Genomic DNA, 25943 nt, shown 5'->3' on the forward strand with positions numbered 1-25943 from the left:
CTTTCGGGCGAGGAAAAGCCGGTGACGAGACCGGGCGGTCTCGATAGCGTGCCGGTCGCACCCGTTACCGCCGGGTCCGCCGCCCGGCACGTCCCTGAGGGGCCCCCATGGGCAGGTCGTTCGCGTCCCGCGTCAGCCACCCCCGCCTCAAGTGGGTGGTGCTGGTCCTCTGGCTGGTGGTGGCCGCCGTCTCGGCGCCGCTGGCCGGTGCGCTCACCGACGAGCAGGAGAACGACGTCGCGGCCTGGCTGCCGTCGGAGGCTGAGTCGACCCGGGCGCTGCAGCTGCAGACCGAGCTGGGCTCCGACCCCGACCTGATCCCCGCGGTCGTCGTCTACGAGCGGGCCTCCGGGCTCACGCCTGAGGACACCGCGGCGGTCGAGTCCGACGTCGCGGCGTTCGGCCGGCTGGAGGCGCTGGACGGCACCGTGGTCGGGCCGCTGCCCGCCGAGGACGGCCAGGCCCTCCAGCTGGTGGTGCCGCTCAACGTGGGCGCCGACGGCTGGGAGCAGATCGCCCCGGTCGTGGACGGCATCCGTGCCGAGGCGTCGGAGGGACCGGACGGCCTGAGCGCCTACGTGACCGGGCCAGCCGGCAGCGCCGCCGACCAGACGGAGGCCTTCGCGGGCATCGACGGCACCCTGCTGTTCGCCGCCCTCGGCGTCGTCGTCCTGATCCTGCTGGTCACCTACCGCAGCCCGGTGCTGTGGGTCCTGCCGATCTTCTCCGCCGTCATCGCGCTGTTCGTGTCACAGGCGGTCATCACCCTGCTGGCCCGGCACGCCGACCTCACCGTCAACGCCCAGAGCGCCAGCATCCTCACCGTCCTGGTCGTCGGCGCCGGCACCGACTACGCGCTGCTGCTGGTCGCGCGCTACCGGGAGGAGCTGCGGCTGCACACCGACCGGCACGAGGCCATGACCGAGGCGGTGCACCGGGCCGGACCGGCCGTGCTGGCCAGCGGCGGCACCGTCGTGCTCGGCATGCTGTGCCTGGTCGTGGCGGACATGAACTCGACCGCGGGGCTGGGCCCGGTCGCCGCGATCGGCGTCGCCGTGACCCTGTGCGTGCTGATGACGCTGCTGCCCGCGCTGCTGGTCATCTGCGGGCGCTGGGTGTTCTGGCCGGTGCGCCCGACCTTCGGCAGCGCCGAGCCGAGCGCCACCGGACTGTGGGCCCGGGTGGGGGCGCGCATCGCCCCCCGGCCGCGCGCCACCTGGGTGGTCACCGCCGCGCTGCTGCTGGCAGCCTGCGCAGGGACGCTGCTGCTGCAGCCCAGCGGCCTCACCCAGGCGGAGAGCTTCCGGGGCACCCCCGAGTCGATCGAGGGCGACGCGGTGGCCGCCCGGCACTTCCCGGCCTCGGCGGGCAACCCGGTGTACGTGCTGACCACGGCCGGCTCCGCCGAGGAGGTCGCGGCGACCACCGGGGCGACCGAGGGCATCGCCGCCACCCGGCCGCCCCAGGTGGTCGGCGACCGCGCACTGGTCGAGGCCTCGCTGACCGACCGCTTCGACAGCGAGGCGGCCTACGCCACCGTCGAGCGGCTGCGCACCGCGCTGGACGACGCCGGCGACGGCGCGGCCCTGGTCGGCGGGAACACCGCCCTCAACCTCGACGTCCAGGACGCCTCCCAGCGGGACAACGTCGTCATCATCCCGTTGATCATGCTGGTCGTGCTGGTGGTCCTGGGCCTGCTGCTGCGGGCGCTGGTGGCGCCGGTGCTGCTGATCGCCACCGTGGTGCTGTCCTACGGCGCCGCACTCGGGCTCAGCGCCCTGGTCTTCGACTGGACGCTCGGGGTGACCGCGACCGACAGCTCGTTCCCGCTGTTCGTCTTCGTCTTCCTCGTCGCGCTGGGCATCGACTACAACATCTTCCTGATGACCCGGGTGCGGGAGGAGGCCGTCGACCACGGGACCCGCCGGGCCGCCCTCATCGGGCTCGCGGCCACCGGCGGGGTGATCACCTCGGCCGGCCTGGTGCTGGCCGCGACGTTCGCGGTGCTGGGCACGCTGCCGCTGACCTTCCTGACCCAGCTGGGCATCGCGGTGGCCCTGGGCGTGCTGCTCGACACGATCGTCGTCCGCTCGGTGCTGGTCACCGCGCTGACCCTGGACCTCGGCCGGCGCATGTGGTGGCCGAGCCGGCTGGCCCGTCGCCCGCAGGAGGACGACGCCCCGGTCCGGGAGGACACCCGCGTGCGTGCCTCCGCCCGCCGCTGACCCGCCCCCCGGGGGGCGGGCGCGGTCAGGGGCGGGCGCCGGTGACGGGCCGGCCGGCGAGGGCGGTGACCACCTCGACGGCGGCCGGCCAGTACCGCGCGTAGTGCTGCGGGTCGGCGTTGCGCTGGGTGCGGTGCGCGGCGATCGTCGGCGGCAGCCCCGGCCAGTCCTCGACGTCCTGCAGGGCGCGGAAGAAGTTGGTCGCGCTGGTCGTGGGGTCCATCCGGTCGGCGTAGGAGCCCCACGCTCCGTTGTCCCGCTGCTGGAACAGCCCGCGCGAGTCCGGTCCCACCGCGTCGCCGCGGTCCAGCACCCGCAGCGAGGACTCCCCCATCGCGGTCATCACGCCGATCGTCTGGGCGCAGGTGTCCAGCCCCTCCGCCGCCCCGGCGTTGACGATCGCGGCCGCGTTCCGCAGCTGCTCCCCGCCGTAGCCGGCGACCGGGCCGGGCGGGACGGCGGCCGGGTCGACCACCACCCCTGTCTCGGGCACGGCGCACTCGGCCGACCGCGTCGTCCCCCCACCGCTCCGGCCGACCACCACCACCAGCGCGACCACCAGGAGGCAGGCGAGGGCCGCGACGGGCAGCCACCGGTGCGGCGCGGACCACCACCCACCTGGACCCGGCAGGGCCGCCATCGTGCTCCGTCCGTCGCTTGCGCTGTCACCCTCCCGACGAACGGGACGCCGGCTCCGTGCCCGGCCGGTGGTCCCCCGCGCAGCCGGGCGCCGCGGGGTCACCGCGGACGCCGGTCGGCCACCGCCGTCCGGGCCGCCGCAGCGAGGACGTGCGGGCGCAGCAGCGCGGTGGGCCGGTCGAGCATGCCGTAGACCCGGACGTCGACGTCGGCCACCGCCGGGTCCCGGGTGGCGGCGGCCAGCACGCTGTCGAGGAAGCCGTACCGCAGCCGGGCCACGACACCGGGCCGTGCACCCCCGGCGAGGGGGAAGCGCGTGTCCTGGTTCGTCGACACCGTCCACGGCAGCACGTTGCGCCACGCGAGGCGTCGCTGGAACCGTGCGGCGAGGCCGTCGAGCCGCCCGTCGGGCAGCCGGCGCCGCTGGTCACGCAGGCACTCCGCCAGCGTCTCCGCGCCCAGGGCCGCGGTCGTGATGCCCTGCCCGTACACGGGGTTGAAGGCGCAGACCGCGTCGCCGAGGACCACGAACCGCTCCGGCCAGCGCCGCATGCGGTGGAACTCCCACCGCCGGTTCGTCGTCCCCCGGTGTGCGACGGCCGGGCCCAGCGGTTCGGCCGCGGCGATCGCCTCGGCGATGACCGGGTGGGGCAGCCGGCGGGCGAAGGCGGTGAACCCCGCGTCGTCGGTGGGCGGCTGGTCGCACCCGGTGCCCATCAGCGCCAGCATCCACCGGCCGCCCTCGACCGGGTAGAGGTAGCCGCCGATGCGGGTCGAGGGTGGCTGGGCCATCACCATCGCCGCCTGCCAGTCAGCGGTGCGTCCCTCGGGGACCCGGTAGGACCGGGTGGCGTAGCCGAGCTGGGGGTCGATCAGGGTCGACCGGGGGGTCCCGTAGCCGAGCTCGGTCAACCACGCCGCGGCCCGCGAGCCCCGCCCGGACGCGTCGACGACCAGGTCCGCGTCGACCTCGGTCTCGGTGCCGTCGCGGTCCCGGGTCACCACGCCGACGACCCCGCCGTCCCCGGCCCGCAACGCGGTCACCTGGGTACCGTCGACGAGCGTGACGCCGGGCAGGGCGCACAGCCGCCGGCGCACGGTGGCCTCGATCAGCGGCCGGCTCGCCGACAGCGCCTCGAAGCCGGCCGCGCGCCGGTCGATCGACCCGACGGGCGTCACCATCTGCACGTCGCCGGGGACCTGCAGCCGGACCGCCCCGGCCGCCAGCAGGTCCTCGTCCCAGCCGGGGAACAGCGCCCCGATGCTCTGCCGGCCACGCGCGAGGAGCACGTGCAGCTGACGCCCGTGCGGCACCCCCCGCCGGGCGTCCGCGCCGTCCGGGAGCTCGTCCCGCTCCACCACCGTGACCTGGGCGACGTGGTCGGCCAGCACCCGCGCGGCGAGCAGGCCCGCCATGCTCCCGCCGATCACGACGGCGTGGGCGGGAGGCTCCCCCGGGGCACCGGGCCGAGGGCGCGCAGCGCGGCCGCCGCGGGGTGGGACGGCAGGTGACCGCGCCACGGGAGCTCCCTCCGCCGGGGACGGTCGGGGCACCGCCCGGGCAGGACAACGGTCCCAGCAGCGGGGCCCGCTGGGAAGCCCGACCGGGCCGGTCGTGCGACGCGGCCGGGCTCAGTCGCGGGGTGCCGCGCCGGTCGGGCCCCCGGCGACGGGCCGGCACACCAGCACCGGGCAGGGCGCGGAGTGCTGCACCCGCGCGGCGGTGGTGCCCAGCAGGATGGTCGCGGTCAGCCCGCGGCCGCCCGAGGCCAGCGAGATGAGGCCGGCGCCGACCTCCTCGGCGGCCCGGATGATCTCCGCGGCGGGTGAGCCGCTGCGCACCTGCCGGTGCACGGTGGGGCCCCAGCCGTCGAACACCGCGGCCACGACGTCGACCGCGGCCGCGGCGTCGGCCTGGAAGCTGATGTCGGTCGGCTCGGCGTTGCGGCGCCCGGGGAGCTCGTTGGCGAAGGGGACCGCCGCGTACGGGCTCACGACGGCGACCACGGTGACCTCGGTGATCTCCCGGCCGTCGGCGATCTGCTGGAACTGCCCGGCGGCGGCCAGCGAGGCCGCTGACCCGTCGGTGGCGACGACGACGTGCACGCTCACGCCCTCCCATCGGTCTCGGTGGTGGCGGCGGCCGGTGGCCGGCGCCCCTTGCTCACGCGCTCGGCCAGGTACAGGACCACCCCGAGGGCGAGCAGCCCGGCCACCCACAGCAGCGACCCGGGGTCGTCGTAGACGGTGTAGACCAGCACGACCAGGTTGCCGACGATGCCCAGGTAGAGCAGCGGGGTGTTCGCCCGGTAGGTGTCCGGGGTTTCGTCGCTGCCCCGCAGCGTCAGGCAGGCGACGATGACCAGCGCGTAGATGAAGAGCAGGAACACCACGGTGATGGTGGCCAGCCGGTCCACGACGTCCAGCTCGGAGCCGGTCAGCTGGGTGACCGCACCGATCACCAGCAGCGAGCCGACGACGCAGACCCCGAACAGCAGCGCCACGTAGGGGCTGCGGCGGGTGGGGTGCACCTTCGCGAACACCCCGGGGACGACGTCCTCGCGGGCCATCCCGTAGAGGATCCGGGACTGGGCGACGACGGTGACGAGCGCGGTGTTGCTGATCGCGACCATGGCGATGAGGCCGAAGACGACCAGCATGACGTCCACCGGGATGGGCAGCAGGTCGGCGCGGATGACCTCCAGCAGCGTGTTGTCCGCCAGCGTCTCCATCGGCACGGCCAGCGCCGCGGCGATCGAGACCAGGACGTAGACCGCACCCGCGGTCACCATGCCGCCGATCAGGGCCCGCGGGAAGGCCCGGGACGGGTCGATGGTCTCCTCGGCCACGTTGGCCGCGTTCTCGAACCCGGTCATCGCGAAGAAGGCCAGCGAGACGCCGGAGACCACCGCGATCGCCTTGCTGCCCTCGCCGCTGAACTCCAGCAGCACCCCGGGGTCGGAGACCTCCTGGAACAGCGCGATCACCCCGATCACCATGATCAGCAGCAGGCCGCTGAGCTCGATGAACGTCAGGACGACGTTGAGCCCGACCGACTCGCTGATCCCGATCAGGTTGATCACCGTGATGACCGCGATGAAGGCCAGCGCGATCAGCAGGGTCGGCACGACGGCGTCCTCGCTCATCCCGACGACGCCGGCGAAGTAGCGGACGAAGCCCGAGGCCAGCGAGCCGACGGCGGCCATGTTGGCCGAGAGCATGCAGATGGTGATGAAGAAGGTGAGGACCGGCCGCCGGAACGCCTTGTTGACGTACAGCGAGGCGCCGGCGGCCTGCGGGTACTTGGTCACCAGCTCGGCGTAGGCCAGGCCGGTGACGGCGGCGACCGCGACCCCGGCCAGGAACGCCATCCAGAACGCCCCGCCCACGGCCGCGGCCACCAGGCCGATCAGGACGTAGATCCCCGACCCCAGGACGTCGCCGACCACGTAGAAGTACAGCTGCCGACCCGTGATCGAGCGCTTCAACTCGCTGCGCTCGGCGCTCCCCGCTGCGGCGGACGTCGTCATGCGGCTCGACGCTACGGCCAGGTGATGACGGACGGGTGTCGATCGTGCACGCGGGATGTGACCCGCGCGTCCGTCAGCGGGCCAGCAGCTCCCGGACGGTGGCGACGACGAGGTCGGGGTCCTGCTCGGCCATGAAGTGACCGGCCGACGCCGTCCGGTGCACCAGGTCCGGCGCCCACGCCCTCCACAGCGCGGCGGCGTCGAAGCCCAGGGCGCTCCCCCAGTCCTGCTGCAGCACCGAGACCGGCATGGTCAGCCGCACGCCGGCGTCCCGGTCGGCGCGGTCGTGGTCGACGTCGACGCCGGCGCTGGCCCGGTAGTCGGCCACGATCGAGGGCACCCGCGCGGCGCTGGCCCGCAGGTACTCCGCGCGCACGTCGTCGGGGAAGAGCCCGGCGCTGCCCCAGGCGTCGAGGAACGAGCCGAAGAACGCGTCGGCGGTGGCGGTGATCATCGCCTCGGGCAGGCCGGGCGGCTGCGCCATCAGGTACAGGTGCCAGGCGACCGCGGCCTGCACGCCGTGCAGGATGTCCCACGAGTCCAGGGTGGGCAGCACGTCCAGGGAGCCGAGGTGGGTGACGACGTCGGGGTGGTCCAGGCCCGCGCGGACGGCGACCAGCGCCCCGCGGTCGTGACCGACCAGGGCGAACCGGTCGTGACCGAGCTCGCGGGCCAGCGCGACGACGTCGGCGGCCATGGTGCGGGCGCTGTAGGTGTCCGGGCCGTCCTCGGCGGGGGCGTCGCTGGCGCCGTAGCCGCGCAGGTCGGGGCAGAGGACGGTGCGGTCGGCGGCCAGCGCCGGGGCGACGTGGCGCCACATGAGGTGCGTCTGCGGGAACCCGTGCAGCAGGACGAGGGCCGGCCCGCTGCCGAGCACCGCCGCGGAGAGGTCTACGCCGTCGGCGACGCGGACGCGGTGGGTGGTGGAACCGGGGATCTGCGGTGTCATGCCCCCACCGTGCGGCGCCCCGATGAGCGTTCGATGAGCACGCCGTGACCCTCACCGTGGGCGTGCTCGGCCCGGTCACCGCCTGGTCCGGCGGGGACCCGCTGCCCCTGGGCGGGCCGCGGCACCGGGAGCTGCTGGCCCGGCTGGTCGTGGCGCGCGGCCGCGTCGTCGACGTCGACCTGCTCGTCGACGCCCTCTGGGAGACACCCCCGGACGGCGCGGTGGCCGCGGTCCGCACCTTCGTGGCGGCGCTGCGCCGCGCGCTGGAACCGGACCGCCCGCCGCGCACCCCGCCGCGGGTGCTGGTGACCGAGGGCCGGGGGTACGCGCTGCGCGCGGCGACCGACGCCGAGGCGTTCACCGCCGCCGTCGAGCGGGCCGCCGGGCTGCCCCCCGCCGAGGCGCTGACCGAGCTGACCGGCGCCCTGGGCGCCTGGCGCGGCCCGGCCTACGCCGACGTCGGCGACCGGCCGTGGGCGCTGCCCGAGCGCACCCGGCTGACCGAGCTGCACAGCACCGCCGTCGAGCGCACCGGCGCCGCGCGGCTGGAGCTGGGCCGAGCCGCCGACGCCGTCCCGGACCTGGACGCCCACGTCACCGCGCACCCGTGGCGCGAGGAGGGCTGGCGGTTGCTGGCGCTGGCCCTCTACCGGTCCGGACGCCGGCCCGACGCGCTGGCCGTGCTGCGCCGGGCCCGCACCCGGCTGGTCGACGAGCTCGGCCTGGACCCCGGCGCACAGCTGGCCGCCCTGGAGCACGACGTGCTCACCCAGGCGCCCGCCCTGGAGCTCGGCCCCGACCCGTGGGCCCGGGCGACCGCGTCCTGGCAGCGCGCGGCCGGCCCGCGGGCCCGGCTGGAGGCCACCGTCGGCCTGCTGCGCAGCCTGTCCCGCACCGGCGCCGAGGGGCTGACCGCGGCCCGGGAGCAGCGGCTGGCAACCATCGCGGCCGCCGAGGAGCTCGGTGACCCGCTGCTCACGGCCCGGGTGGTCGGGGAGCTCGACGTGCCCGGCGTCTGGACCACCTCCGACGACCCGCAGCAGGCCGCCGCGGTGGTCGCGGCCGCCGAGCGGGCGCTGCCGGCCGCCGGCGCGGACGCCGTCCGGGTCCGGCTGCTGACCACCGTGGCCGTGGAGTCCCGCGGGCTGCCCGGCCCGCGCGGGGCCGCCGCCGCCCGGGAGGCCGAGGAGCTGGCCCGGGCGCTGGGCGACCCGGCGCTGCTGGCCGCCGCGCTGGGCGGCCGCACGCTGCAGGTGTTCGACCGTTGCGGCCGGGCGGCCGACCGGGACGCCCTGGGCGCGGAACTGGTGGAGCTGGCCGGGCGGCACGGCCTGACCGACTCCCTCGTGCTCGGCCACCTGGTGCGGATGCAGGCCCGCAGCGCGCTGGGCGACCTGGCCGGCGCCGGGGAGCACGCCGCGGCGCTCGACGGCCTGGCCGCCGCACACGACCGGCCGCTGGTCGGCGTCTTCACCGGCGGCTGGCGGGCGCTGCGCGCCGCCGTGGAGGGTGCCCCCGACGCCGAGGAGCGGTTCCGGGCGGCGGCCCGGCTGCGGGTGGGCTCGGGGATGCCGGGCGTGGAGGACGGGCTGCTGGCGCTCACGCTGGCCTGCCTGCGGGTCTCGCGCGGGGAGCCGGTGCCGCCCGCGGGGCCGGGTGGGCCGTACGCGCCCTGGCTGGAGCCGCACCACCGGCTGGCCGCCGGGGAGCCCGCGTCGGTGGCCGCGCTGCCGGACCCGCCGCCGGGCCTGCTCATGGAGGCGCTGTGGGTGCTGGCCGGCAGCGCGGCCCTGGCGGTGGGCGACCTCGCGGTGCTCGCCCGGGCGCAGGAGGCGCTGGCCGCCGCAGCCGGTGAGCTCGCCGGCGCGGGCAGCGGGATGCTCACCGCCGGCCCGGTCGACGACCACCTCGCCGCGTGGGCACAGGCCGCCGGGCGGTGAGGAGGAGCTCCGGCGTCCTGGTGCACTCCGCGGTCGCGGCCAGCCCGCCGTCGACACGGCCCTCGTGGCGGCGCTGCTCGAGGACCTCGGTGCACGCCGCGCGCGGGCGGGGTGGCGCATCCGCCCGCTGGGCCTGATGATCCCTGCACAGGTCCAGGGCTCGACGACGAGCGCACGGTTCTCGCCCGCGAGGTCTCGGTCCCCGCGCGAGCCACTCCGTGGAGGTCCTGATGGGTGCCATCCAGACGAACCTGATCGACCCGGTGTCGAACGTCCTCTGGTCCTACGTGCTGATCTACGTGCTCCTGGGGGTGGGTCTCTACCTCGGGGTGCGCACGCGCTTCGTCCAGGTCCGCATGTTCGGGCGCATGATCCGCCAGATCGCCTCCTCGCGGAACGACGCCGGAGCCGGGATCTCGTCCTTCCAGGCATTCTGCGTGGGCCTCGCGTCCCGCGTGGGGACCGGCAACATCGCCGGCGTCGCCATCGCGCTGACCCTCGGCGGCCCCGGGGCCATCTTCTGGATGTGGGTGGTCGCCCTCATCGGCATGGCGACCGCCCTGGTCGAGGCGACGCTGGCCCAGGTCTTCAAGGTCCCGGCCGGTGACGGCAGCTTCCGCGGCGGCCCGGCCTTCTACATCGAACGGGGTCTGGGGTCGCGCCGGGGCGGGATCGTCTTCGCCGTCCTGCTGATCTTCACGTTCGGCGTCGCGTTCAACATGGTCCAGGCCAACACCATCAGCGAGGTCCTGGCCAGCGGCCACGGGGTCGGCGAGGGGTGGTCCGCGGCCGGACTCATGGTCCTCACGGCGGTGGTCGTCTTCGGTGGGGTCCGCCGCATCGCCCGCGTCGCCGAGTTCATGCTGCCGGCGATGGCGCTGGCCTACGTGCTGCTCGCCGCGGTGATCATCGCCCTCAACGTGACCCAGGTCGGCGCCGTGCTCGGCACGATCGTCACCGCGGCGTTCGGGGTGGGCGAGGCGGCTGCCGGCATCACCGGTGGGCTCGCCGCGGCCCTGCTCAACGGCGCCAAGCGTGGGCTGTTCTCCAACGAGGCCGGCATGGGCAGCGCGCCCAACGCCGCCGCCACCGCGACCACCAGCCACCCGGTGAAGCAGGGGCTGGTGCAGTCCCTCGGGGTGTTCGTCGACACGATCATCGTGTGCTCCGCGACCGCGTTCATCATCCTGTTCGCCGGCCCGGACGTGTACCGGCCGGGTGAGACCACCGAGGGCGCCTCGCTGACCCAGGCAGCCGTGGCCCACGAGCTGGGCAGCGGCCTCACCTGGGTCATGAGCGTCCTGATCTTCGTCTTCGCCTTCTCCTCCGTGCTGGGCAACTACTCCTACGCGGAGGTCAACCTGACCTTCCTGCGTGCCCGCCCCGCCGCGCTGACGGTGTTCCGCGTGGTCGTGATCGGCGTCGTCGGGGCCGGTGCCCTGCTGGAGCTGGCGACGGTGTGGGCGCTGGCCGACGTCGCCATGGGCTTCATGGCGCTGGTCAACCTGGTCGCACTGGTGCTGCTGGGCCGCTGGGCGCTGGGTGCCCTGCGCGACTTCGAGCGGCAGACGAAGGCAGGTCAGGACCCGGTGTTCCGCACCACCGGCAACCCGGACCTGCCCCGCGACCTCCCCGACAGCGTCTGGACCGACGAGCACGCCGGCGCGAAGAACACCACCGCCTGAGCACTCGGCGGGGGGCGGTCCGGCCCGTCACCTGCCGCGCTCAGGTCCGCGGCGCGCGACCGGCCGGCTGGGTCGGCTCGGCCAGCAGCGGCTCGGGGTCCTGCAGCGGCACCCGGAGCGGGTCGCCGGCGGTCACCGTCCGCGCCTCGCCGTCCACGACGAGCGGGAGCGGGCCGTCCCCGCGCACCAGCGTGACCGTGCTGCCCTCGCGCGTGGTCTCGACGCGCAGCAGCGCGCCGCGCCAGGTGACCGACCAGGCGGTGCGGGACAGCGCGGCCGGCAGCAGCGGCGCGATCTCCAGGGTCTCGTGGTCCTCCCGCAGCCCGCCGAGGCCGGCGACGAAGGCCAGCCAGGCGCCGGCCACCGAGGCCAGGTGCAGGCCCTCGGCGGTGTCCCCCCGGACGTCGCGCAGGTCGACGAGCGCGCACTCGCGCAGGTAGCGGTGGGCCAGGTCGGGGTGCTGGGCCTGGGCGCACACCACCGCCTGCACGGCGGCCGACAGCGAGGAGTCCCGGACGGTGCGCGCCTCGTAGTACTCGAGGTCGCGCGCCACCTCCTCGGCGGTGAACTCGTCCCGGCACCACCACAGCGCCTGCACGAGGTCGGCCTGCTTGAGCACCTGCCGCCGGTAGAACCGGGCGTAGTGGTGGTGGGCCTGGATCGGGTAGTCGTCGCCCTCGTCCTCGAACGGCCAGTCGGCGTAGGCGGTGAAGTTGTCGTTCATCGGGTGCACGCGCAGGCCCTCGTCCCACGGGACGCACACCGCGTCGGCCGCGGCCTCCCAGGCAGCCGTCTCGGCCGCCTCCACCCCCAGGTCCCGCGCCTCGGGCTCCAGCCGCCGGCAGGCGTCCGCCGCGCGCCGGAGGTTCGCGCGCGCCATCAGGTTGGTGAAGACGTTGTCGTCGACGACGCCGGTGTACTCGTCCGGGCCGGTCACGCCGAACAGGTGCCAGTTCCCGGCCGCGTCGTAGTGGCCCAGCGAGGTCCACGCCCGCGCGGTCTCCACGAGCACCTCCAGGCCCCCGACCGACGCCGGGTCCGCGCCGGTGGCGTTCTCGTACAGCCAGTAGGCGCGGGCGATGTCGGCGTTGACGTGCAGGGCGGCCGTGCTCGCCGGCCAGTACGCGGAGACCTCGGGCCCGCTGATGGTCCGCCAGGCGAACACCGCACCGGCCACGCCGAGGGTCCCGGCGCGGTCCCGGGCCGAGGGCAGGGTCCCCGCCCGCCACCGCAGGAGCCGTGCCGCCGCGTCCGGGTACAGCAGCGTGAGGGCGGGGAGGACGAACCCCTCGACGTCCCAGAAGGTGTGGCCGCTGTAGCCCACGCCGGTCAGCCCCTTGGCGCCGACGGGGGCACCGGAGATGCAGACGGCCGAGCAGAACAGCTGGAAGACGTCGTAGCGGAGCGCCTGCTGCAGCTCGGGGTCGCCGTCGACCTCGACGTCCGCCGTGGCCCACAGCTCGTCGAGCACCCGGCGCTGGGCGGCGAGCAGGCCGTCCCAGCCCAGATCGGTCCCCGAGGCCACGGCCGCCGCGGCCTCCCCCGCGACGGAGTCGGGACCGGCGTCGGCAGACCAGCTGTAGCCGAGGGTCTTGACGACGACGAGGTCCTCCCCCGCACCCAGGTCGGCGGCCACCGAGGTGACGACGCGGTGCTCGTCGGCGTGCACGCTCACCCGCCCGCCGGAGACCTCGTGGTCCACGGCCGCGGCGACCGTGAGGCCCGAGCGGCGCGTCCGGGAGGCCAGGGTGCCCCCGGTCGCCGTCCGGGTGGACACCAGCGGCTCGAACGCCCGGTCCAGCGCCTCGGCGACGCGGGGGTCGTCGTTCTCCACCCCCGTCGGCGTGATCTCCCCACCGGCCAGCTCCGACCGCACGACGACGTGCGCCCGCCCGTCGACGGCGCGGACCTCGTACCGCACGGCGCAGACCGAGCGCTCCGCCAGGGAGACGAGGCGCCGCGAGGTGACCTCCATCGTCGTGCCCGACGGCGTGGTCCAGCGCACCCGGCGGTCCAGCGTCCCGGCGCGCAGGTCCAGCGTGCGCTCGTGGACCTCCGGGGCGACCTCGCGGACGTCGAGCGGGACCCCGTCGACCAGCAGGCGCAGCGGGGTCCCGTCGAGGACGGTGACCAGGGCCTGCCCCTCCTCGGGGTGCCCGAACCCGCCCTCGGGGTAGGACAGCGGGTGGGTCTCGTACACCCCGGACAGGTAGGTGCCCCGCATGCCGAAGGGCTCCACCTCGTCCAGCGTCCCGCGGACGCCGAGGTAGCCGTTGGACAGGCTGAAGACGGACTCGGTGACGGCGAGCGCCCCCAGGTCGACGTGCGGCTCACGGACCAGCCACGGGTCGGTGTCCAGGGTCGGGGTGCTCACGCCGGTCCTCCGCGGGCTCGGGTCGGGGGCGCGGCTGCGGCCTCCGCCCCTGTCCTACCCGTCGCCGCGCCGCGGCGCGATCGGGACGTCGGCCCGGGCGCCGGGTCGGGCCCCTGCCGACGGTGGCGTGCCGGGCGTCAGGCCGTCGCGTCGGTGAGCGTGGTGCGCGAGCGGTACTCCAGGTCCTGGCTGTCGGGGTGCCGTGCCATCCAGCCGGCCACGAAGGGGCACAGCGGCAGCACCTTCAGGTGCTGGGCCCGCACGTCGTCCAGGGCGTGGCGGACCAGCTGGGAGGCCACGCCGCGGCCCTCGTGCCCGGCCAGCACCTCGGTGTGGGTGAACACCACCAGCTCCGGGGTCCTGATGTACTCCGCAATCGCGGCCAGTGCGCCGTCGACGCGCCCCTCGTAGCGGTGCTGCTCGGCAGCGTCGGTCACCGTCACCTGCATGGTCGCTCCTCCTTGCCGGGCGCGTCCCGCCCCGGTCGTCGTCAGGTGGGCAGCATGCCGCACCCGACGGCCCGGCCGGGACCGCGACGGACCCGCGCCTCACGCCGGCCCGTGCTCCTCCAACCAGTCGAGCACCGCCAGCCGGGTCGCACCCGAGAGCCGGTGCCAGTCGGCCAGCGGCACCCGCGGCACCCCCGCGGCGCGGCAGGCGGCGGCCAGCGCCCCGGCCGGCGTCTCGGGGTCCCAGGCCGGGTCGAGCACGACCGCCGGGCGGCCGGCCACCGCGGCGAGCAGGTCGGCCACGGTGTAGCCGGGGCGGGCCCGCAGCAGCGGCTCGCCGCAACTGGGCGCGACCAGCGCCGCACCGGCCACCGGCACCTCGCGCGGCCCGGTGCCCAGGGCCAGCAGGTGCAGCGCCACCAGTGCGCCGGTGCCGTAGGCCGCGACCCACACCCGGTCGTGCCCGGTGTCGGCCGCCGCGACGGCGGCCACGGCGCCGGCGTCGGCGGTCATCCGGCCCAGCGGTGAGGACCCCCGCCCGGGCTGCTCCCCGTACCGCGCGCCGCTGCCCACCGGGTCGGCGCAGGCCACCGCCCAGCCCGCACCCGCCAGCTGCGCGGGCAGCGGCTCGGCCTGCTCGTAGCCCGCCTGCCAGCCGGTCGCCGCGCAGGGCGGGCCCAGCCACAGCACCAGCCCCCGCCCGTTCCCCCCGCCGGGTGGGCGCAGCACGGTGACCGGCACGCCGTCCGCCGTCCGCAGGCCCGGCTCGGCTGCGCGGGGCAGCGGCACGGCGGGGCGCCCGCTCCGGCCGAGGGCCAGGCGGACGGCGGCGCGCAGCTCCTCGCCGCGGACCGGCCGCGGACCGGGCCGCACCCGGTCGACCGGCCAGGGCACGGGCGCCGTCGCCCGGGGCGGGGACGGGACGCGACGGGGTGGACCGCCGAGCACCGACTGCGCCCAGTCCAGCTGGGCGGCCACCGCCGACTCCTCGGCCCGGTGCCCACCGGGCCGCAGCGCCAGCTCCAGCGCACCACCCCGGCCGAGCAGCGTGAACGCCTCCCGGGCCGCCTCGACCGCGGCGCGGGCGGCCGGGACGCGCTCGACCGGGTCGGCCACGGCCACCGACACGAACACCGGCCGGGGCGCGGCCAGCGCGAGCAGCTCGTGGCTGTCGGTGGGCAGCCGGTGCTCGCGTCCGGCGAACCAGCGCAGCCCCGGGTGGTACCAGCCCGGGTAGTACCGGGTGAGCAGCTCGACGCCCTCACCGAAGTGCCGGTCGGTGCACAGCCGGGCCGGGACGGCGCCGAGCACGCCGCTGGAGCTGGAGACCACGCCGGCGAACCGGTCGTCGGTGGCGGCGGCCAGCAGTGCGGTCTTGCCGTTGCGGCTGTGCCCGCCGACCAGCACCCGGCGGGCGTCCACGCCGGGCTGGTCGTGCAGCGCGTCCAGCACCCGGGACAGCGCCCACGCCCGCCAGGCCAGCCGGCCGGCGACCAGCGCGGGGAACGCCTGCTCCACGGCCTCGGTGTCGTCGTCGCCGTCCGCGGCCGACACCAGGCAGGCACCCCACCCGCGGGCCAGCGCGGCCTCGGCCCAGGACCCGTGGCTGGACTGCAGCAGGTACACCGGCACGTCCCGGCGCACCCCGGCCGCGGGCACCGGCAGCAGCAGCCGCGCCCGCACCGACCAGCCGTCGCCGACGACGAGCTCGCGCACCTCCACGCCCGCGGCGGTGGACGTCGCGGTGACCCGGACCGGCGTGCGGCGCGGGGCCGGCGGCGTCGTCCCCGTCAGCCACCGGCGCCAGCGGGCACGCAGCACCGCGCGCCGGGCCGGCCACGCCGCGGCACCGGCGGCCCCGGTGGGCAGGCCCTCGGTCGGCGACCACAGGCCGGTGCGCGCCGGCAGCCGGGCGAAGTCCGGTGCCAGGTCACCGCCGGCGGCCCGCCACGCCTCGAACGGCCCGCTGGGCGGCAGCGCCCCGGCGAGCTCGGCGGTGTACCGCAGCCTCCGGGCCACCGCGGAGCGCCCGTCGAGCCCGTCGGCGGGGCGGCCGGACAGCGTCTGCGTCATGCACCCGCACGCTAGGACCGCTCTGTGTCCGCTGGGGTGTCACCCGTGTTGCGTCCGTGCTGCACGGGACCGGGCGGGCAGGCACAGTGACCTGGTGCGCGTGCTGCTGGTGATGACCGACGTCGACTGGTACGAGGACGCCGGCTACGCCGACGCGTGGGTGCGGGCGCTGGAGGCCGAGGGCGCGGAGGTGGAGCGGCTGGCCCGCATCCCCGCCGACTGGCCGGTCAGCGGTCCTCCCCCGGGCCGCTACGACCTGGCGATCGCCCACGTGCTGGTCGAGGAGGTGGTGGCCTACGCGCCGACCTTCGCCCTGGCCACCCTGCTCGAGGCCGCCGGCGTCCCGCTGCTCAACCCCGTCGCGTCCCTGGTCGCCTCGGCCGACAAGCTCGTCACCCACGCCGTGTGGGCCGCCGCCGGCCTGCCGCAGCCGGCCGCGTGGGACCTGGCGCAGGTCCGGGACTGGCCGATGCCCGGCCGGCAGATGGTGCTCAAGCCCTCCCTCGGCGACGGGGCGCGCTACATCGAGCTGGTCGGCGACCTCGACGCCGCGCACCGGGTCGAGGAGGGCTGGCGGGCCGACGAGGCCGCCGGCGGCCACCGCCGCGGCACCTCGCTGCTGCAGGAGTGGATCGCCGAGCCGGCGTGCGCGCGGGTCTTCGCCACCCCGACCACGACCTCGCTGGTGTACGAGAAGTCCCGGGACGACGGCGCGCTGGTCACCCACGGCACCACCTACCCGCGCGTCCACGAGGCCTCCCCCGAGCTCGAGCAGCTGGCCCAGCGCATGGTCGCCGCCCTCGGTGGTGGCCTGATGGGCGTCGACGTGCTGATCGAGCCCGGTGGCCGCCTGGTCGCCCTGGAGGCCAACGCGCCCTTCGGCTTCGACGTCACCGACCCCGGGCAGGGCCGCTGGGTCGCCCGCGCCGCCCTGGCCGTGGCCGAGCGCGCCGCGGCGGTGGCCGCGTGAGCACCGCGAGCCTGGACGAGGCGCTGCTGCCCGACGGCGGCGACCGGCCGCACGCGGCCGCGGCGCTGCAGGCGGTGCGTGCCCACGGCCCGGCCGCGCTGGCCGCCGAGGTCGCCCGGGCCGCGGCCGACCTGGGCCTGGAGCACGGCCCGGCCGGCGAGGCGCACGCCTTCACCGTCGACCCGGTGCCGCGGGTGCTCGAGCGCCGCGAGTGGGCGGCGATCGCCGCCGGCGTCGACCAGCGGCTGCGGGCGCTGGAGGCCTTCGTCGCCGACGCGCACGGCCCACGCGAGTCCGTCCGCGCCGGCGTCGTCCCGGCCGCGGTGCTCGACACCAACCGCTACGTCCAGCCCGGTCTGCCCACCCCGCGGCGCTGGATCGGGATGGCGGGCCCGGACCTGGTCCGCGGCGCCGACGGGGAGTTCGTCGTCCTGGAGGACAACGTGCGGACGCCGTCACTGCTGGCCTACGCGCTGGCCGCCCGCGACCTGGTGGCGCCGCGGCTGGGCGTGCAGCCCGGCCCCGAGCCGGTGCGCGAGGCCGCCGCCGCGGCGATGCGCGCGATGCTCGCCGACGCCACCGACGTGCCCGACCCGGTGGTGGCCGTGCTCGGCGACGGGCCGCGCAGTGCGGTGTCCTGGGAGATCGACCGGTTCGGGGAGATGGTCGGGGCGCCGGTGGTGCTGCCCGGGCAGCTCACCGCCCGCGGCGACCACCTCGAGCTGCCCGACGGGCGCCGGGTCGACCTGCTGTGGCGGCGCACCAGCGAGGAGCGGCTGACCGACGACGACGGCCGGCCCAACGACCTCGGCGACCTGCTCCTGCCCGCCCTGCGCGCCGGCACCGTCACCGTGGTCAACGCCTTCGGCACCGGCGTCGCCGACGACAAGCGCACCTTCCCCTACGTCGAGGACCTGGTGCGCCACCTCCTCGGCGAGGAGCCGCTGCTGCGGTCCCAGCCGGCCTACGACCTCGGCGACCCGGACACCCTCCCCGGCGTGCTCGACCGGCTCCCCGAGCTGGTGCTCAAGCCCCGGTCGGGGTCCGGCGGCTGGGGCATCCTGATCGGCCCGCGCGCCACCGCCGAGCAGCTGGAGCAGGCCCGCGCCGCCGTCCTGGCCGCGCCCGGGGAGTGGATCGCGCAGGAGCCGGTCGCGCTGTCGACCCACCCCACCGTCGTCGGCGGGCAGCTCGCGCCGCGGCACGTGGACTACCGGCCCTACGCCTTCTGCACCGACGGCGGCACGGTCGTGCTGCCGGGTGGCCTGACCCGCTTCTCCCTGGCCGCCGGTGACCTGGTGGTCAACGCCTCGCAGGGCGGCGGCGCGAAGGACACCTGGGTCCCGGCCTGAGGACGACGCCGACGCCGCGGGAGGCGGAGGATGGGGCGTGCTCTCCATCGCCACCGCCCGCGCCCTGCACGAGGCGGGGCTGCCGTGGACCCCGGCCCGCGGTGACAGCTTCGTGGTCGCCGGCCGGGACATGGACGACGAGGTGTTCGTGCTGTCGGACATGACCGTCGAGGTGCACGAGTTCCCCGGCGGCCCGGTCATCGGCTTCAACGGCACCACCGAGTGGGCGCTGGACTCGGTGGAGAAGTCCGAGACGCTGTGGGTCCCCGCCGAGCACCAGCTGCGCGAGCTGCTCGGGGAGGCCTTCGCCGGGCTGGCCCCCACCGGTGACGGCTACCGGGTCACGCTGCGGGTCGCGGGCGTGACCACCGGCTTCAACGGCCCGGAGCCGGCCGAGGCCTACGCCGCAGCGCTGCTGCACCTGCTCCGCAGCTGACCGACCCGAACGGACAGGCGGTCCGCCGCGAGCAGCCTTACGGTGACCACGGCCATACCGCCACCACCACCACGGGGAGCTTCCGATCGCCGCGTCCGAGGGCCGAGCGCCCACTCCGTCCCGCACCTCCCCCACCGACGCGGGGCGTGACGACGGCGGTGGGCTGACCGGCTCCGTCGTCATCGTCGCCCTGGTGTCGGCCATCTCCGGGCTGCTCTACGGCTACGACACCGGCATCATCTCCGGCGCGCTGCTGCAGATCAGCGAGGAGTTCGAGATCGGCAGCGGCTGGGAGCAGGTCATCGCGGCCTCGATCCTGGCCGGTGCGGTGATCGGCGCCCTGGTCTGCAGCCGGCTCAGCCAACGGCTCGGCCGGAAGAGGACGCTGCTCATCGTCGCCGTCGTCTTCGTCGTCGGCTCGCTCGCGGCCTCGCTGTCCCCGAACCCGGAGCTGTTGTCGCTGTCGCGGATCGTGCTCGGCTTCGCCGTCGGTGGCGCCACCCAGACCGCCCCGACCTACGTGGCGGAGCTGGCGCCCAGCAGGTACCGCGGCCGGCTGGTGCTGTTCTTCCAGATCGCCATCGGTGTGGGCATCCTCCTCGCCACGATCATCGGCGCGACCGAGGCCGTCGACTGGCGGGTGTCCATCGGTGCGGCCGTCGTGCCCAGCGCCCTGATGGGCCTGCTGATGCTGCGCCTCCCCGACAGCCCGCGCTGGCTGGTCAAGGCCGGCCGCGAGGACGACGCCCGGCAGTCGCTGGAGCGGGTCCGCCCGGAGGGCCATGACGTGTCCGGCGAGCTGCACGACATCCAGGAGCTGGTCGAGGCGGAGTCCAGCGCGCGCACCAGCGGCTGGCGGGGCCTGCGCGAGGCCTGGGTGCGGCCGGCGCTGGTCGTCGGGTGCGGCCTGGCGGTGTTCACCCAGCTGTCCGGGATCGAGATGATCGTCTACTACTCCCCGACGATCCTGACCGACAACGGCTTCTCCGAGACCGCCGCGCTGCGGGTGTCGGTCGCCCTGGGCGCCACGTACCTGGTCACCCAGCTGATCGGCCTGGCGATCATCGACCGGGTCGGCCGGCGGCGGCTGACCCTGCTCACCCTGCCGGGAGCCGCCCTGGCGCTGATCGTGCTGGGCACTTTCTTCGTGACCGGCAACAGCGGTGAGGCGCAGGTGCCCTACATCATCGCCACGCTGATCGCGTTCATGGCGTTCACCGCCGGCGGCATCCAGCTCATGGGGTGGCTCACCGGCTCGGAGATCTACCCGCTGGCCACCCGCGAGGCCGGCGCCGCCGCCCAGTCGGCGTCCCTGTGGGGCACCAACCTGCTGATAACGCTGACCCTGCTGAGCATCATCGACACGATCGGGACCGGTCAGACCTTCTGGCTCTACGCCGCGTTCAACATCGCCGGCTTCGTCTTCCTCTACCGCAAGATGCCCGAGCTCACCGGCCGCAGCCTGGAGCAGATCGAGCAGAAGCTGTCCGACGGGCAGTTCACGCCGGCCGACTTCGCCAGGTCGCGCTAGCCCTGCGTACGGCAGCGCCCCCGCTCCGGGATCGTCCGGGACGGGGGCGCTGCCGTACGTCGGTGCCTGCTCAACGGCCGGGGACGACCGTGGTCACCCGGCCGGCAGGAACGACACGTGCGGGTGGTCCATGTGGTTCGCGGTCGGCGACCCCCGGTCGGCCATGGCCCGCCACGTGCCGGAGGAGGGCAGGTAGATGCGCTGCTGCCAGATCACGTAGTCGACCCGGAACCGGGCCGCGTTGTCGATGACGTACTGGGCGACGGCGTCGCCCTTCGCCGCGTCGCGGTGGACCATGAAGTCCGCGGCGAGCTCCTGGCTGGGGCTGTGGCCGGGCCGCGTCAGCACCGTGCCGACGCCGAACCGGCCGGCGACCTCGGCGACCACGGGGCGGACGTGCGGAGCCCAGCTGGCGTAGGACGTCGAGCTGGGCGTCGGTGCACCGGTCAGCAACGCCACCGGGGCTGCGACGACCCGGTCGGCCCCCCGGCTGGCCTGCCCGGACGCACTGGGCGCCGCCGGCGCGGCACCGCCGCCGATGGTGAGCACCTGGCCGATGCGCAGCCGGTTCGGGTCATCGCCGATGACGGCGCGGTTCTCGGCGTAGACGCTCTGCCACGACGTGCCGTGGGCGGCCGCGAGCTGGCCGAGGGTGTCCCCGGCCTGGACGGTGTGCTGCCCGGTGTGGGCGAGGGCCGGGGAGGCGACCCCGAGGGAGACCGCCCCTGCCGCCGTGATCGCGAGGGCGCACCGGGTCACGGTGCGGACGGGCAGCTTCCTGGTGGGACGGCGGTGCCGTCCCTGGTGGCGCAGTGCCATGAGTGGTGTGCCTCTCGCCGCCTGCGGGGTGAGCTGTCGGGTTCGGGCGAGGCTTGCCCGGCCGCTGCGGCGCGGCTTCACCCCAAGGCCTGCGGGCCTGGTGGTACGTGTGGGTCCCCCACGCCTGCCCGTCGTGTCGCGGGTCCGGGGGACGGCGGGCAGGTCAGGCGGTCCGTCACCGGGCCCACCGCACGGTGGGCGCCCCATGGTGTCCAGACCGCGAGCCCGGACGGCAAGTCGGGACCGACCGGTTCGACGCCCCTCCGGCGCGTCGTCCCCGGCGTGGGGGGACCGCCGCCCGGCGGTGGCCGGTGGTCCGCCCGCGGTCCCGCGTGCGTCGGCACGCGTCTGGCCAGCGCACCCGGCCTGCGGCGGCCCACGCGCAGCCGCCGGGCAGGGCGCCGACTCACCGCGTGGTCCGCCTGCACCTGCTGTAGCCCCTCGAACACGGAGGTGGCGGGGTGGGGACACCCGGCGTCGGGGACGGTGACGCGGCACCGCCCCCGACCGCGTCGAGGCCCGGCGCCGGGACGGCGCGGGCCGCGTCAGGCCACGTGCTCGGCCAGCACCCCGGTCCGGTGGCGCGCCCGGAGCAGGTAGTAGGCCAGGCCCACCCCGGCGATGGCGCCGATGAAGACGAAGGCGGCCCACTGCAGGTACCAGTGGTGCGGCTCGGTGGCGTTGTAGACCTCGCGCCGCGGCCAGGCCAGGTTCAGCGCCATGCCACCGCCCCACAGCACGGCCAGCACGTTGACCGGCAGGCCCCAGCGGCCCAGCGAGAAGTGCCGGGCACCGTCGTCGTCGGCCGGCAGCGGCCACCGGCCCCGCAGGCGGCTGACGAGCATCGGCACCGTGACCAGCAGGTAGGCCACGTAGATCATCACCACGGCGATGCTGGTGACGGCGGTGAACACCTGCGGCTGCCGGATGTTGACCACCAGGACGGCGATCGACAGCACGCCGATCAGGACGGCCGGCAGGACCGGCGTCTTGCGCCGGGGGTCGACCCGGGCCAGCCGCGCCGCGAAGGGCAGGTTGTTGTCCCGGGCCATCGCGAACATCATCCGGATCGTCGCGGTGTGCACCGCCAGGCAGCAGACCGTGATGGCCACGGCGATGGAGGCCAGGAAGACCTTGCCCAGGCCGCCCCCGGCCGCCGACAACAGCACGTACTGCAGCCCACCGGTGGACGACGACAGCTGCGGGTCGGCGAGGTCCTGCACCGACATGAGCCCGAACAGCAGGATCAGCCCGCCCAGCAGGAACGACGCCGTGATGGCCCGGATGATCGCCCGGGGCGCCGTGCGGCGCGCGTCGATCGTCTCCTCACCCATGGAGCTCGCGGTGTCGAAGCCGTACATGACGTAGCCCGACGCCAGCGCGGCGACCAGGAAGGCCCCCACGTAGCCCAGTGACTGCCCCTCGCCCCGGCCGCCGGTCTCCGTCAGGACCTCGACGGGCCCGCGGACGGCGGAGAAGGCCAGGATGACGATGATCAGCACGGCCGCGATGAGCTCGATGAACACCCCGACGCTGTTGATCCGGGCCATCAGCTTCACCCCGAAGGCGTTGACCAGTGTGGTGAAGAGGATGAGCCCGCTGCCCAGCACGATCGCGTTGACCGCGACGTCGTAGGTGCCGGTGCCGTCGCCCACCACCTGGAAGCCGGACCACAGCTGCGGCAGCGTGATCTGGTAGGCCAGCACGGTCGCCGACAGGGTCACGATGGACGCCGTCAGCATCATCCAGCCGGCCATCCAGGCCGTCGTCCGGCTGCCCAGCCGCTTGGTCCAGTTGTAGAGCGACCCGGCGATCGGGTAGCGCGCGGCCAGCTCGGCGAAGCACAGCGCGACCATCAGCTGGCCGAGGAACACGATCGGCCAGGACCAGACGTAGGCCGGGCCGCCGGCGCCGAAGCCGAAGTAGAAGAGCTGGAACGTGCCGGTCAGGATGGAGATGTAGCTGACCCCGGCCGCGAAGCTGGAGAACCGGCCGATCCGGCGGTCCAGCTGCTGGTTGTACCCGAAGTCGGTGAGGGAACGGTCGCCCTGCTGGGTGGGGGTGTCCACGCGGCTCTCCAGGTGCGGTCGACGGAGTCGGGTCACTGTGCCCTGTGCGCGGTCGAGCTGCCACCCGCCCGGCGCCGGCACCGTCGGCGCGCCACGCGGGGGACGTCGCCCGGCCGGGTGGCGGCGGACGTGGAAAGGTCATGGGGTGACGGCGCCCGCTGGGCTGCCGCCCTCCCACTCCCCGATCACAGAGGTGTTCTCCTTGGGCCGACGCCTGGCAGGCTGGGCGGTGCACGTCTACACCGCGAGCGGGTCCGTGCTCGCGCTGCTCATCGTCCTCGCCGCCATCGACGGCGAGGTGGTCACCGCCCTGTGGATCGGCCTGGTCGCCCTGGTCATCGACGGCACCGACGGGATGCTCGCCCGCGCCGCGCGGGTGAAGGAGACGATCACCTGGTTCGACGGTGCCCGCCTCGACGACATCGTCGACTACCTGACCTACGTCTTCGCCCCCGTCGTCCTGCTCTGGACGTCGGGGGCGCTGCCCGACGGCCTGCCGGGGTACGCGCTGGCGGCCCTGCCGTTGCTGGCGTCGTGCTACCAGTTCTGCCGGGCCGACGCCAAGACCGAGGACCACGCCTTCCTCGGCTTCCCCAGCTACTGGAACGTGGTCGCCTTCTACGTCGTCGTGCTCGACCTCGGCCGCGGCACCGTCGCCGCCGTCCTGGTGGTCTGCTCGGTGCTGGTGTTCGTCCCGGTGCACTACCTGTACCCGTCGCGGAGCAAGACGCTGCGGACCCTGAGCCTGGCCCTGACGGCGGTGTGGATCGGCACGTACGCCCTCCTGCTCGTCCAGTACCCGGACGTGGACGGGCTGGTGGTGGCCGTGTCGCTGGGCTACGTCGGCTACTACGTGGCGGTCAGCGGGTACCTCACCCTCCTCGCGCGGCGACGCCGCGGCGCGGCCGGGACGCCGGTCCCGGTGGACGCCGCGTCCTGACCCGCGGCCCGGGGCACCCCCGGTCGACCGGGGGTGCCCCGGGCCGCGCACAGGAGCAGGTGCCTCCGCCGCCGGTCCCGGGCCGGGTCCGCGCCCGTGCCGGCGGCGGGAGTCCCCAGGGCCTGACCGGCCCGGACACGGCGACCCCGCGCCGGTGCGGGAACCCGGACGCGAGGGCGGCACGTTGTCCCGGCGAGCCAGCCGGAGGTCGACGTGTCCCGCTCCCCCAGCGAGCCGCAGCACCGCACCACCTCCTGGCCCGGCCGCGCGCTCGTGTGGCCCCTGGCCATGGCCCTGCTGGCCCTGCAGGCGCTGGGGCGCGCCGGCCTGTGGCTGCTCGCCACCGTCGACGCGGCGACGTCGGCCGTGGCCCGCGGGGTCGGGCACGCCCTGCGGGCGGTGGTCCGGGCGCTGGGACCGCTGGGCCGGGGGCTGCTGCGGGTGCTGACCCCGCTGCTGCGCGGGCTGCGCCGGGCGTGGGGGTGGCTCAACCGGCGGGTGTTCGCGGTCATGGGGCGCGGGCTGGGCCGGGCCGGGCGCTGGCTGGTGCGGCGCACCCGGCCGCTGGTGCGGACGGTCCGACGGCGGGCCCGGCGGCTGGTGGTCCGGCTCGGGCCGGCGGTGCGTCGGCTCGAGGCGGCGACCGCGGTGGTCGAGCGGGCGGCCACGCGGCTGGGCCGGGCACTGGCCCGCGCGGTGGCCCCGCTGCGCCGCCTGGTGCGGACCGTCAGCGACTCGGTCGCCGCCCGGGTGCGTGCCCTCGGGGTGACCGGGGACCGACCGGCGCCGCCGGCTCCCGCCGTCCCGGAGCCGTCCGCTCCCCGGGCCGATGCCCGGCGGTGACCTCCCCGGCCCGGTGGACGCCGCGCCGCCGGCCGGTGGTGACCGCCGGGGTCACAGCCCCAGCCGCGCGGACGCCGGGGCGGCCCAGCGGCTGCTGGCGTCGTAGCCGCGCAGCGTGGTCACCGACGCCCACCGGCCGGTGCGGGCCAGTTCGCGCTCGCTGACCCCCGCCTTGTAGCCCTCGGTGGCGAAGGACCGGCGCAGGCTGTGCGGGCTCAGCCCCTCCAGCGGGACGCCGGCGTGCTCGGCCGCCCGCAGCAGCACCAGCCGCACCGAGGACCGCGCCATCCGGGTGCTGCCGATCCGCGGGGTCGCGCCCCGGCCGACGCTGCGGAACAGCGGCCCGCACTCCAGCCCGGCGGCGTCGACCCAGGCCTGCAGGGCGCGCACCGGGCAGGTCTGCACGCGCACCCCCGGCGCCAGGGCGAGCACCTCGCCGGCGCCCTCCTGGTCGGTCTTGGAGAACCGGACGGTGACGTCGAGGCCGCCGTGCCCGGCCGGGGCCAGGTCGGTCACGTCGAGCCCGCAGGCGTCCGAGGCCCGTAGGCCCAGCGCGAACGAGGTCAGGATGAGCGCCCGGTCGCGCAGGCCGGCCACCCCGTCGGGCAGGTCCTCGACCAGCGCCCGGATCGTCTGGGTGTCCAGCGCCCGGGCCTTCTTCGGTCGGCGCCCGGTGCGGGCCGCGGCCCGCCGGATGCCGCGCAGCACCTCCCGGGTGCCCGGGTGCTCCGAGGGGCTGGGGTGCCCGGCCTCCCGGTGGGCGTGCCCGATGCCCGACAGCCGCCGGGCGATGGTGCGCGGGCTGGCGCCGGCGTCGCCGAGCACAGCCAGGTAGGCCGCCACCGCCGCGTCGGCCGCGGGCAGCGGGGTGAAACCGCGCTGGGCGCACCAGTCCGCCCACGCGCGGAAGTCCGCCTCGTAGGCCCGCCGCGTCGAGTCGGCCTTGGCCGCGTCCAGGTACCGGCCCACGGACTCGACGTCCCCGGGCAGCACCAGTCCCCCGTCGGCGGGGTGCGCGTCCGACTCCCCTCCACCGGGCGCCTCCGGACTGCGGACGACCACCCCTCGGGCCGCCTTTCCCTCGGTCGGTGACCCGCTCGGGATGGACTCCATAACAGT

At 75.9% G+C, this 25943-nt stretch carries 20 protein-coding genes and 1 riboswitch; of the genes, 9 read left to right on the forward strand and 11 right to left on the reverse strand.

The window, feature by feature from the left end; all coding sequences use genetic code 11:
• Positions 1-107: 107 nt before the first annotated feature.
• A complete protein-coding gene (locus O2W14_RS09075; protein ID WP_269175757.1) occupies positions 108-2225 on the forward strand; it encodes an MMPL family transporter in 2118 nt (705 codons plus the stop codon).
• Between the two features lie 25 nt (positions 2226-2250).
• On the opposite strand, the gene O2W14_RS09080 is transcribed toward O2W14_RS09075, so the two are convergent.
• The 5 genes from O2W14_RS09080 to O2W14_RS09100 all read right to left on the reverse strand — a co-directional run bounded on the left by O2W14_RS09080 (position 2251) and on the right by O2W14_RS09100 (position 7343).
• Positions 2251-2718 (reverse strand): hypothetical protein, encoded by a 468-nt coding sequence (locus O2W14_RS09080; protein ID WP_269175758.1) that lies wholly within the window; start codon positions 2716-2718, stop codon positions 2251-2253.
• Between the two features lie 245 nt (positions 2719-2963).
• Positions 2964-4418 (reverse strand): NAD(P)/FAD-dependent oxidoreductase, encoded by a 1455-nt coding sequence (locus tag O2W14_RS09085; RefSeq protein ID WP_331253584.1) that lies wholly within the window; start codon positions 4416-4418, stop codon positions 2964-2966.
• Between the two features lie 78 nt (positions 4419-4496).
• Positions 4497-4976, reverse strand: a complete 480-nt coding sequence (locus O2W14_RS09090) for a universal stress protein (RefSeq protein ID WP_269175760.1) — start codon at positions 4974-4976, stop codon at positions 4497-4499.
• Positions 4973-6394, reverse strand: coding sequence for an APC family permease (locus tag O2W14_RS09095; RefSeq protein WP_269175761.1), 1422 nt, complete (start codon positions 6392-6394; stop codon positions 4973-4975). The genes O2W14_RS09090 and O2W14_RS09095 overlap by 4 nt, the downstream gene beginning before the upstream one ends.
• A gap of 73 nt (positions 6395-6467) precedes the next feature.
• A complete protein-coding gene (locus O2W14_RS09100; protein WP_269175762.1) occupies positions 6468-7343 on the reverse strand; it encodes an alpha/beta fold hydrolase in 876 nt (291 codons plus the stop codon).
• Positions 7344-7387: 44 nt separating this feature from the next.
• Between O2W14_RS09100 and O2W14_RS09105 the strand changes: the two genes are divergently transcribed.
• Together O2W14_RS09105 and O2W14_RS09110 are read left to right on the forward strand one after the other, a co-directional pair.
• Entirely contained in the window at positions 7388-9283 is a 1896-nt protein-coding gene (locus O2W14_RS09105) for an AfsR/SARP family transcriptional regulator (RefSeq protein ID WP_269175763.1), read from the forward strand.
• Between the two features lie 230 nt (positions 9284-9513).
• Positions 9514-10968 (forward strand): alanine/glycine:cation symporter family protein, encoded by a 1455-nt coding sequence (locus tag O2W14_RS09110; protein ID WP_269175764.1) that lies wholly within the window; start codon positions 9514-9516, stop codon positions 10966-10968.
• Between the two features lie 40 nt (positions 10969-11008).
• Here the strand turns inward: O2W14_RS09110 and O2W14_RS09115 are convergent, their stop codons facing one another.
• From O2W14_RS09115 to O2W14_RS09125, 3 genes are all read right to left on the reverse strand, one after another.
• On the reverse strand, positions 11009-13342 hold the full coding sequence (locus tag O2W14_RS09115; RefSeq protein ID WP_269175765.1) for a glycoside hydrolase family 65 protein: 2334 nt from the start codon (positions 13340-13342) through the stop codon (positions 11009-11011).
• Positions 13343-13479: 137 nt separating this feature from the next.
• The gene (locus O2W14_RS09120; protein WP_269175766.1) at positions 13480-13791 is read right to left on the reverse strand and encodes a GNAT family N-acetyltransferase; all 312 of its coding nucleotides are present in this window, start codon (positions 13789-13791) and stop codon (positions 13480-13482) included.
• Positions 13792-13890: 99 nt separating this feature from the next.
• A complete protein-coding gene (locus O2W14_RS09125) occupies positions 13891-15864 on the reverse strand; it encodes a glucuronyl esterase domain-containing protein (protein WP_269175767.1) in 1974 nt (657 codons plus the stop codon).
• Between the two features lie 94 nt (positions 15865-15958).
• Between O2W14_RS09125 and O2W14_RS09130 the strand changes: the two genes are divergently transcribed.
• The 4 genes from O2W14_RS09130 (at position 15959) to O2W14_RS09145 (ending at position 20153) form a co-directional block, all read left to right on the forward strand.
• Positions 15959-16834 carry an ATP-grasp domain-containing protein gene (locus O2W14_RS09130; protein WP_269175768.1) on the forward strand — a complete coding sequence of 292 codons (876 nt, stop codon included), beginning with the start codon at positions 15959-15961 and terminating at the stop codon, positions 16832-16834.
• Positions 16831-18186 (forward strand): circularly permuted type 2 ATP-grasp protein, encoded by a 1356-nt coding sequence (locus tag O2W14_RS09135; protein ID WP_269175769.1) that lies wholly within the window; start codon positions 16831-16833, stop codon positions 18184-18186. The genes O2W14_RS09130 and O2W14_RS09135 overlap by 4 nt, the downstream gene beginning before the upstream one ends.
• Positions 18187-18223: 37 nt before the next feature.
• A complete protein-coding gene (locus tag O2W14_RS09140; protein WP_269175770.1) occupies positions 18224-18622 on the forward strand; it encodes a hypothetical protein in 399 nt (132 codons plus the stop codon).
• Between the two features lie 163 nt (positions 18623-18785).
• Positions 18786-20153 carry a sugar porter family MFS transporter gene (locus O2W14_RS09145; RefSeq protein WP_269176170.1) on the forward strand — a complete coding sequence of 456 codons (1368 nt, stop codon included), beginning with the start codon at positions 18786-18788 and terminating at the stop codon, positions 20151-20153.
• Between the two features lie 93 nt (positions 20154-20246).
• Here O2W14_RS09145 and O2W14_RS09150 read toward each other — a convergent pair whose 3' ends face one another.
• Positions 20247-20972, reverse strand: a complete 726-nt coding sequence (locus tag O2W14_RS09150; protein ID WP_269175771.1) for a LysM peptidoglycan-binding domain-containing protein — start codon at positions 20970-20972, stop codon at positions 20247-20249.
• A gap of 23 nt (positions 20973-20995) precedes the next feature.
• Positions 20996-21094: riboswitch (cyclic di-AMP (ydaO/yuaA leader) on the reverse strand.
• Between the two features lie 423 nt (positions 21095-21517).
• Positions 21518-23041 (reverse strand): APC family permease, encoded by a 1524-nt coding sequence (locus O2W14_RS09155; RefSeq protein WP_269175772.1) that lies wholly within the window; start codon positions 23039-23041, stop codon positions 21518-21520.
• Positions 23042-23234: 193 nt separating this feature from the next.
• Here O2W14_RS09155 and O2W14_RS09160 point away from each other — a divergent pair, with 193 nt between their 5' ends.
• Both O2W14_RS09160 and O2W14_RS09165 read left to right on the forward strand, forming a co-directional pair.
• Positions 23235-23981 carry a CDP-alcohol phosphatidyltransferase family protein gene (locus O2W14_RS09160; protein ID WP_442928835.1) on the forward strand — a complete coding sequence of 249 codons (747 nt, stop codon included), beginning with the start codon at positions 23235-23237 and terminating at the stop codon, positions 23979-23981.
• A gap of 213 nt (positions 23982-24194) precedes the next feature.
• Entirely contained in the window at positions 24195-24824 is a 630-nt protein-coding gene (locus tag O2W14_RS09165; protein ID WP_269175774.1) for a hypothetical protein, read from the forward strand.
• A 51-nt stretch (positions 24825-24875) separates the two neighbouring features.
• Here O2W14_RS09165 and O2W14_RS09170 read toward each other — a convergent pair whose 3' ends face one another.
• Entirely contained in the window at positions 24876-25886 is a 1011-nt protein-coding gene (locus O2W14_RS09170) for a site-specific integrase (protein ID WP_269175775.1), read from the reverse strand.
• Between the last annotated feature and the right edge of the window lie 57 nt (positions 25887-25943).

Source organism: Modestobacter sp. VKM Ac-2986 (assembly GCF_026967795.1).
In the GTDB taxonomy this organism is placed as follows: Bacteria; Actinomycetota; Actinomycetes; order Mycobacteriales; family Geodermatophilaceae; genus Modestobacter.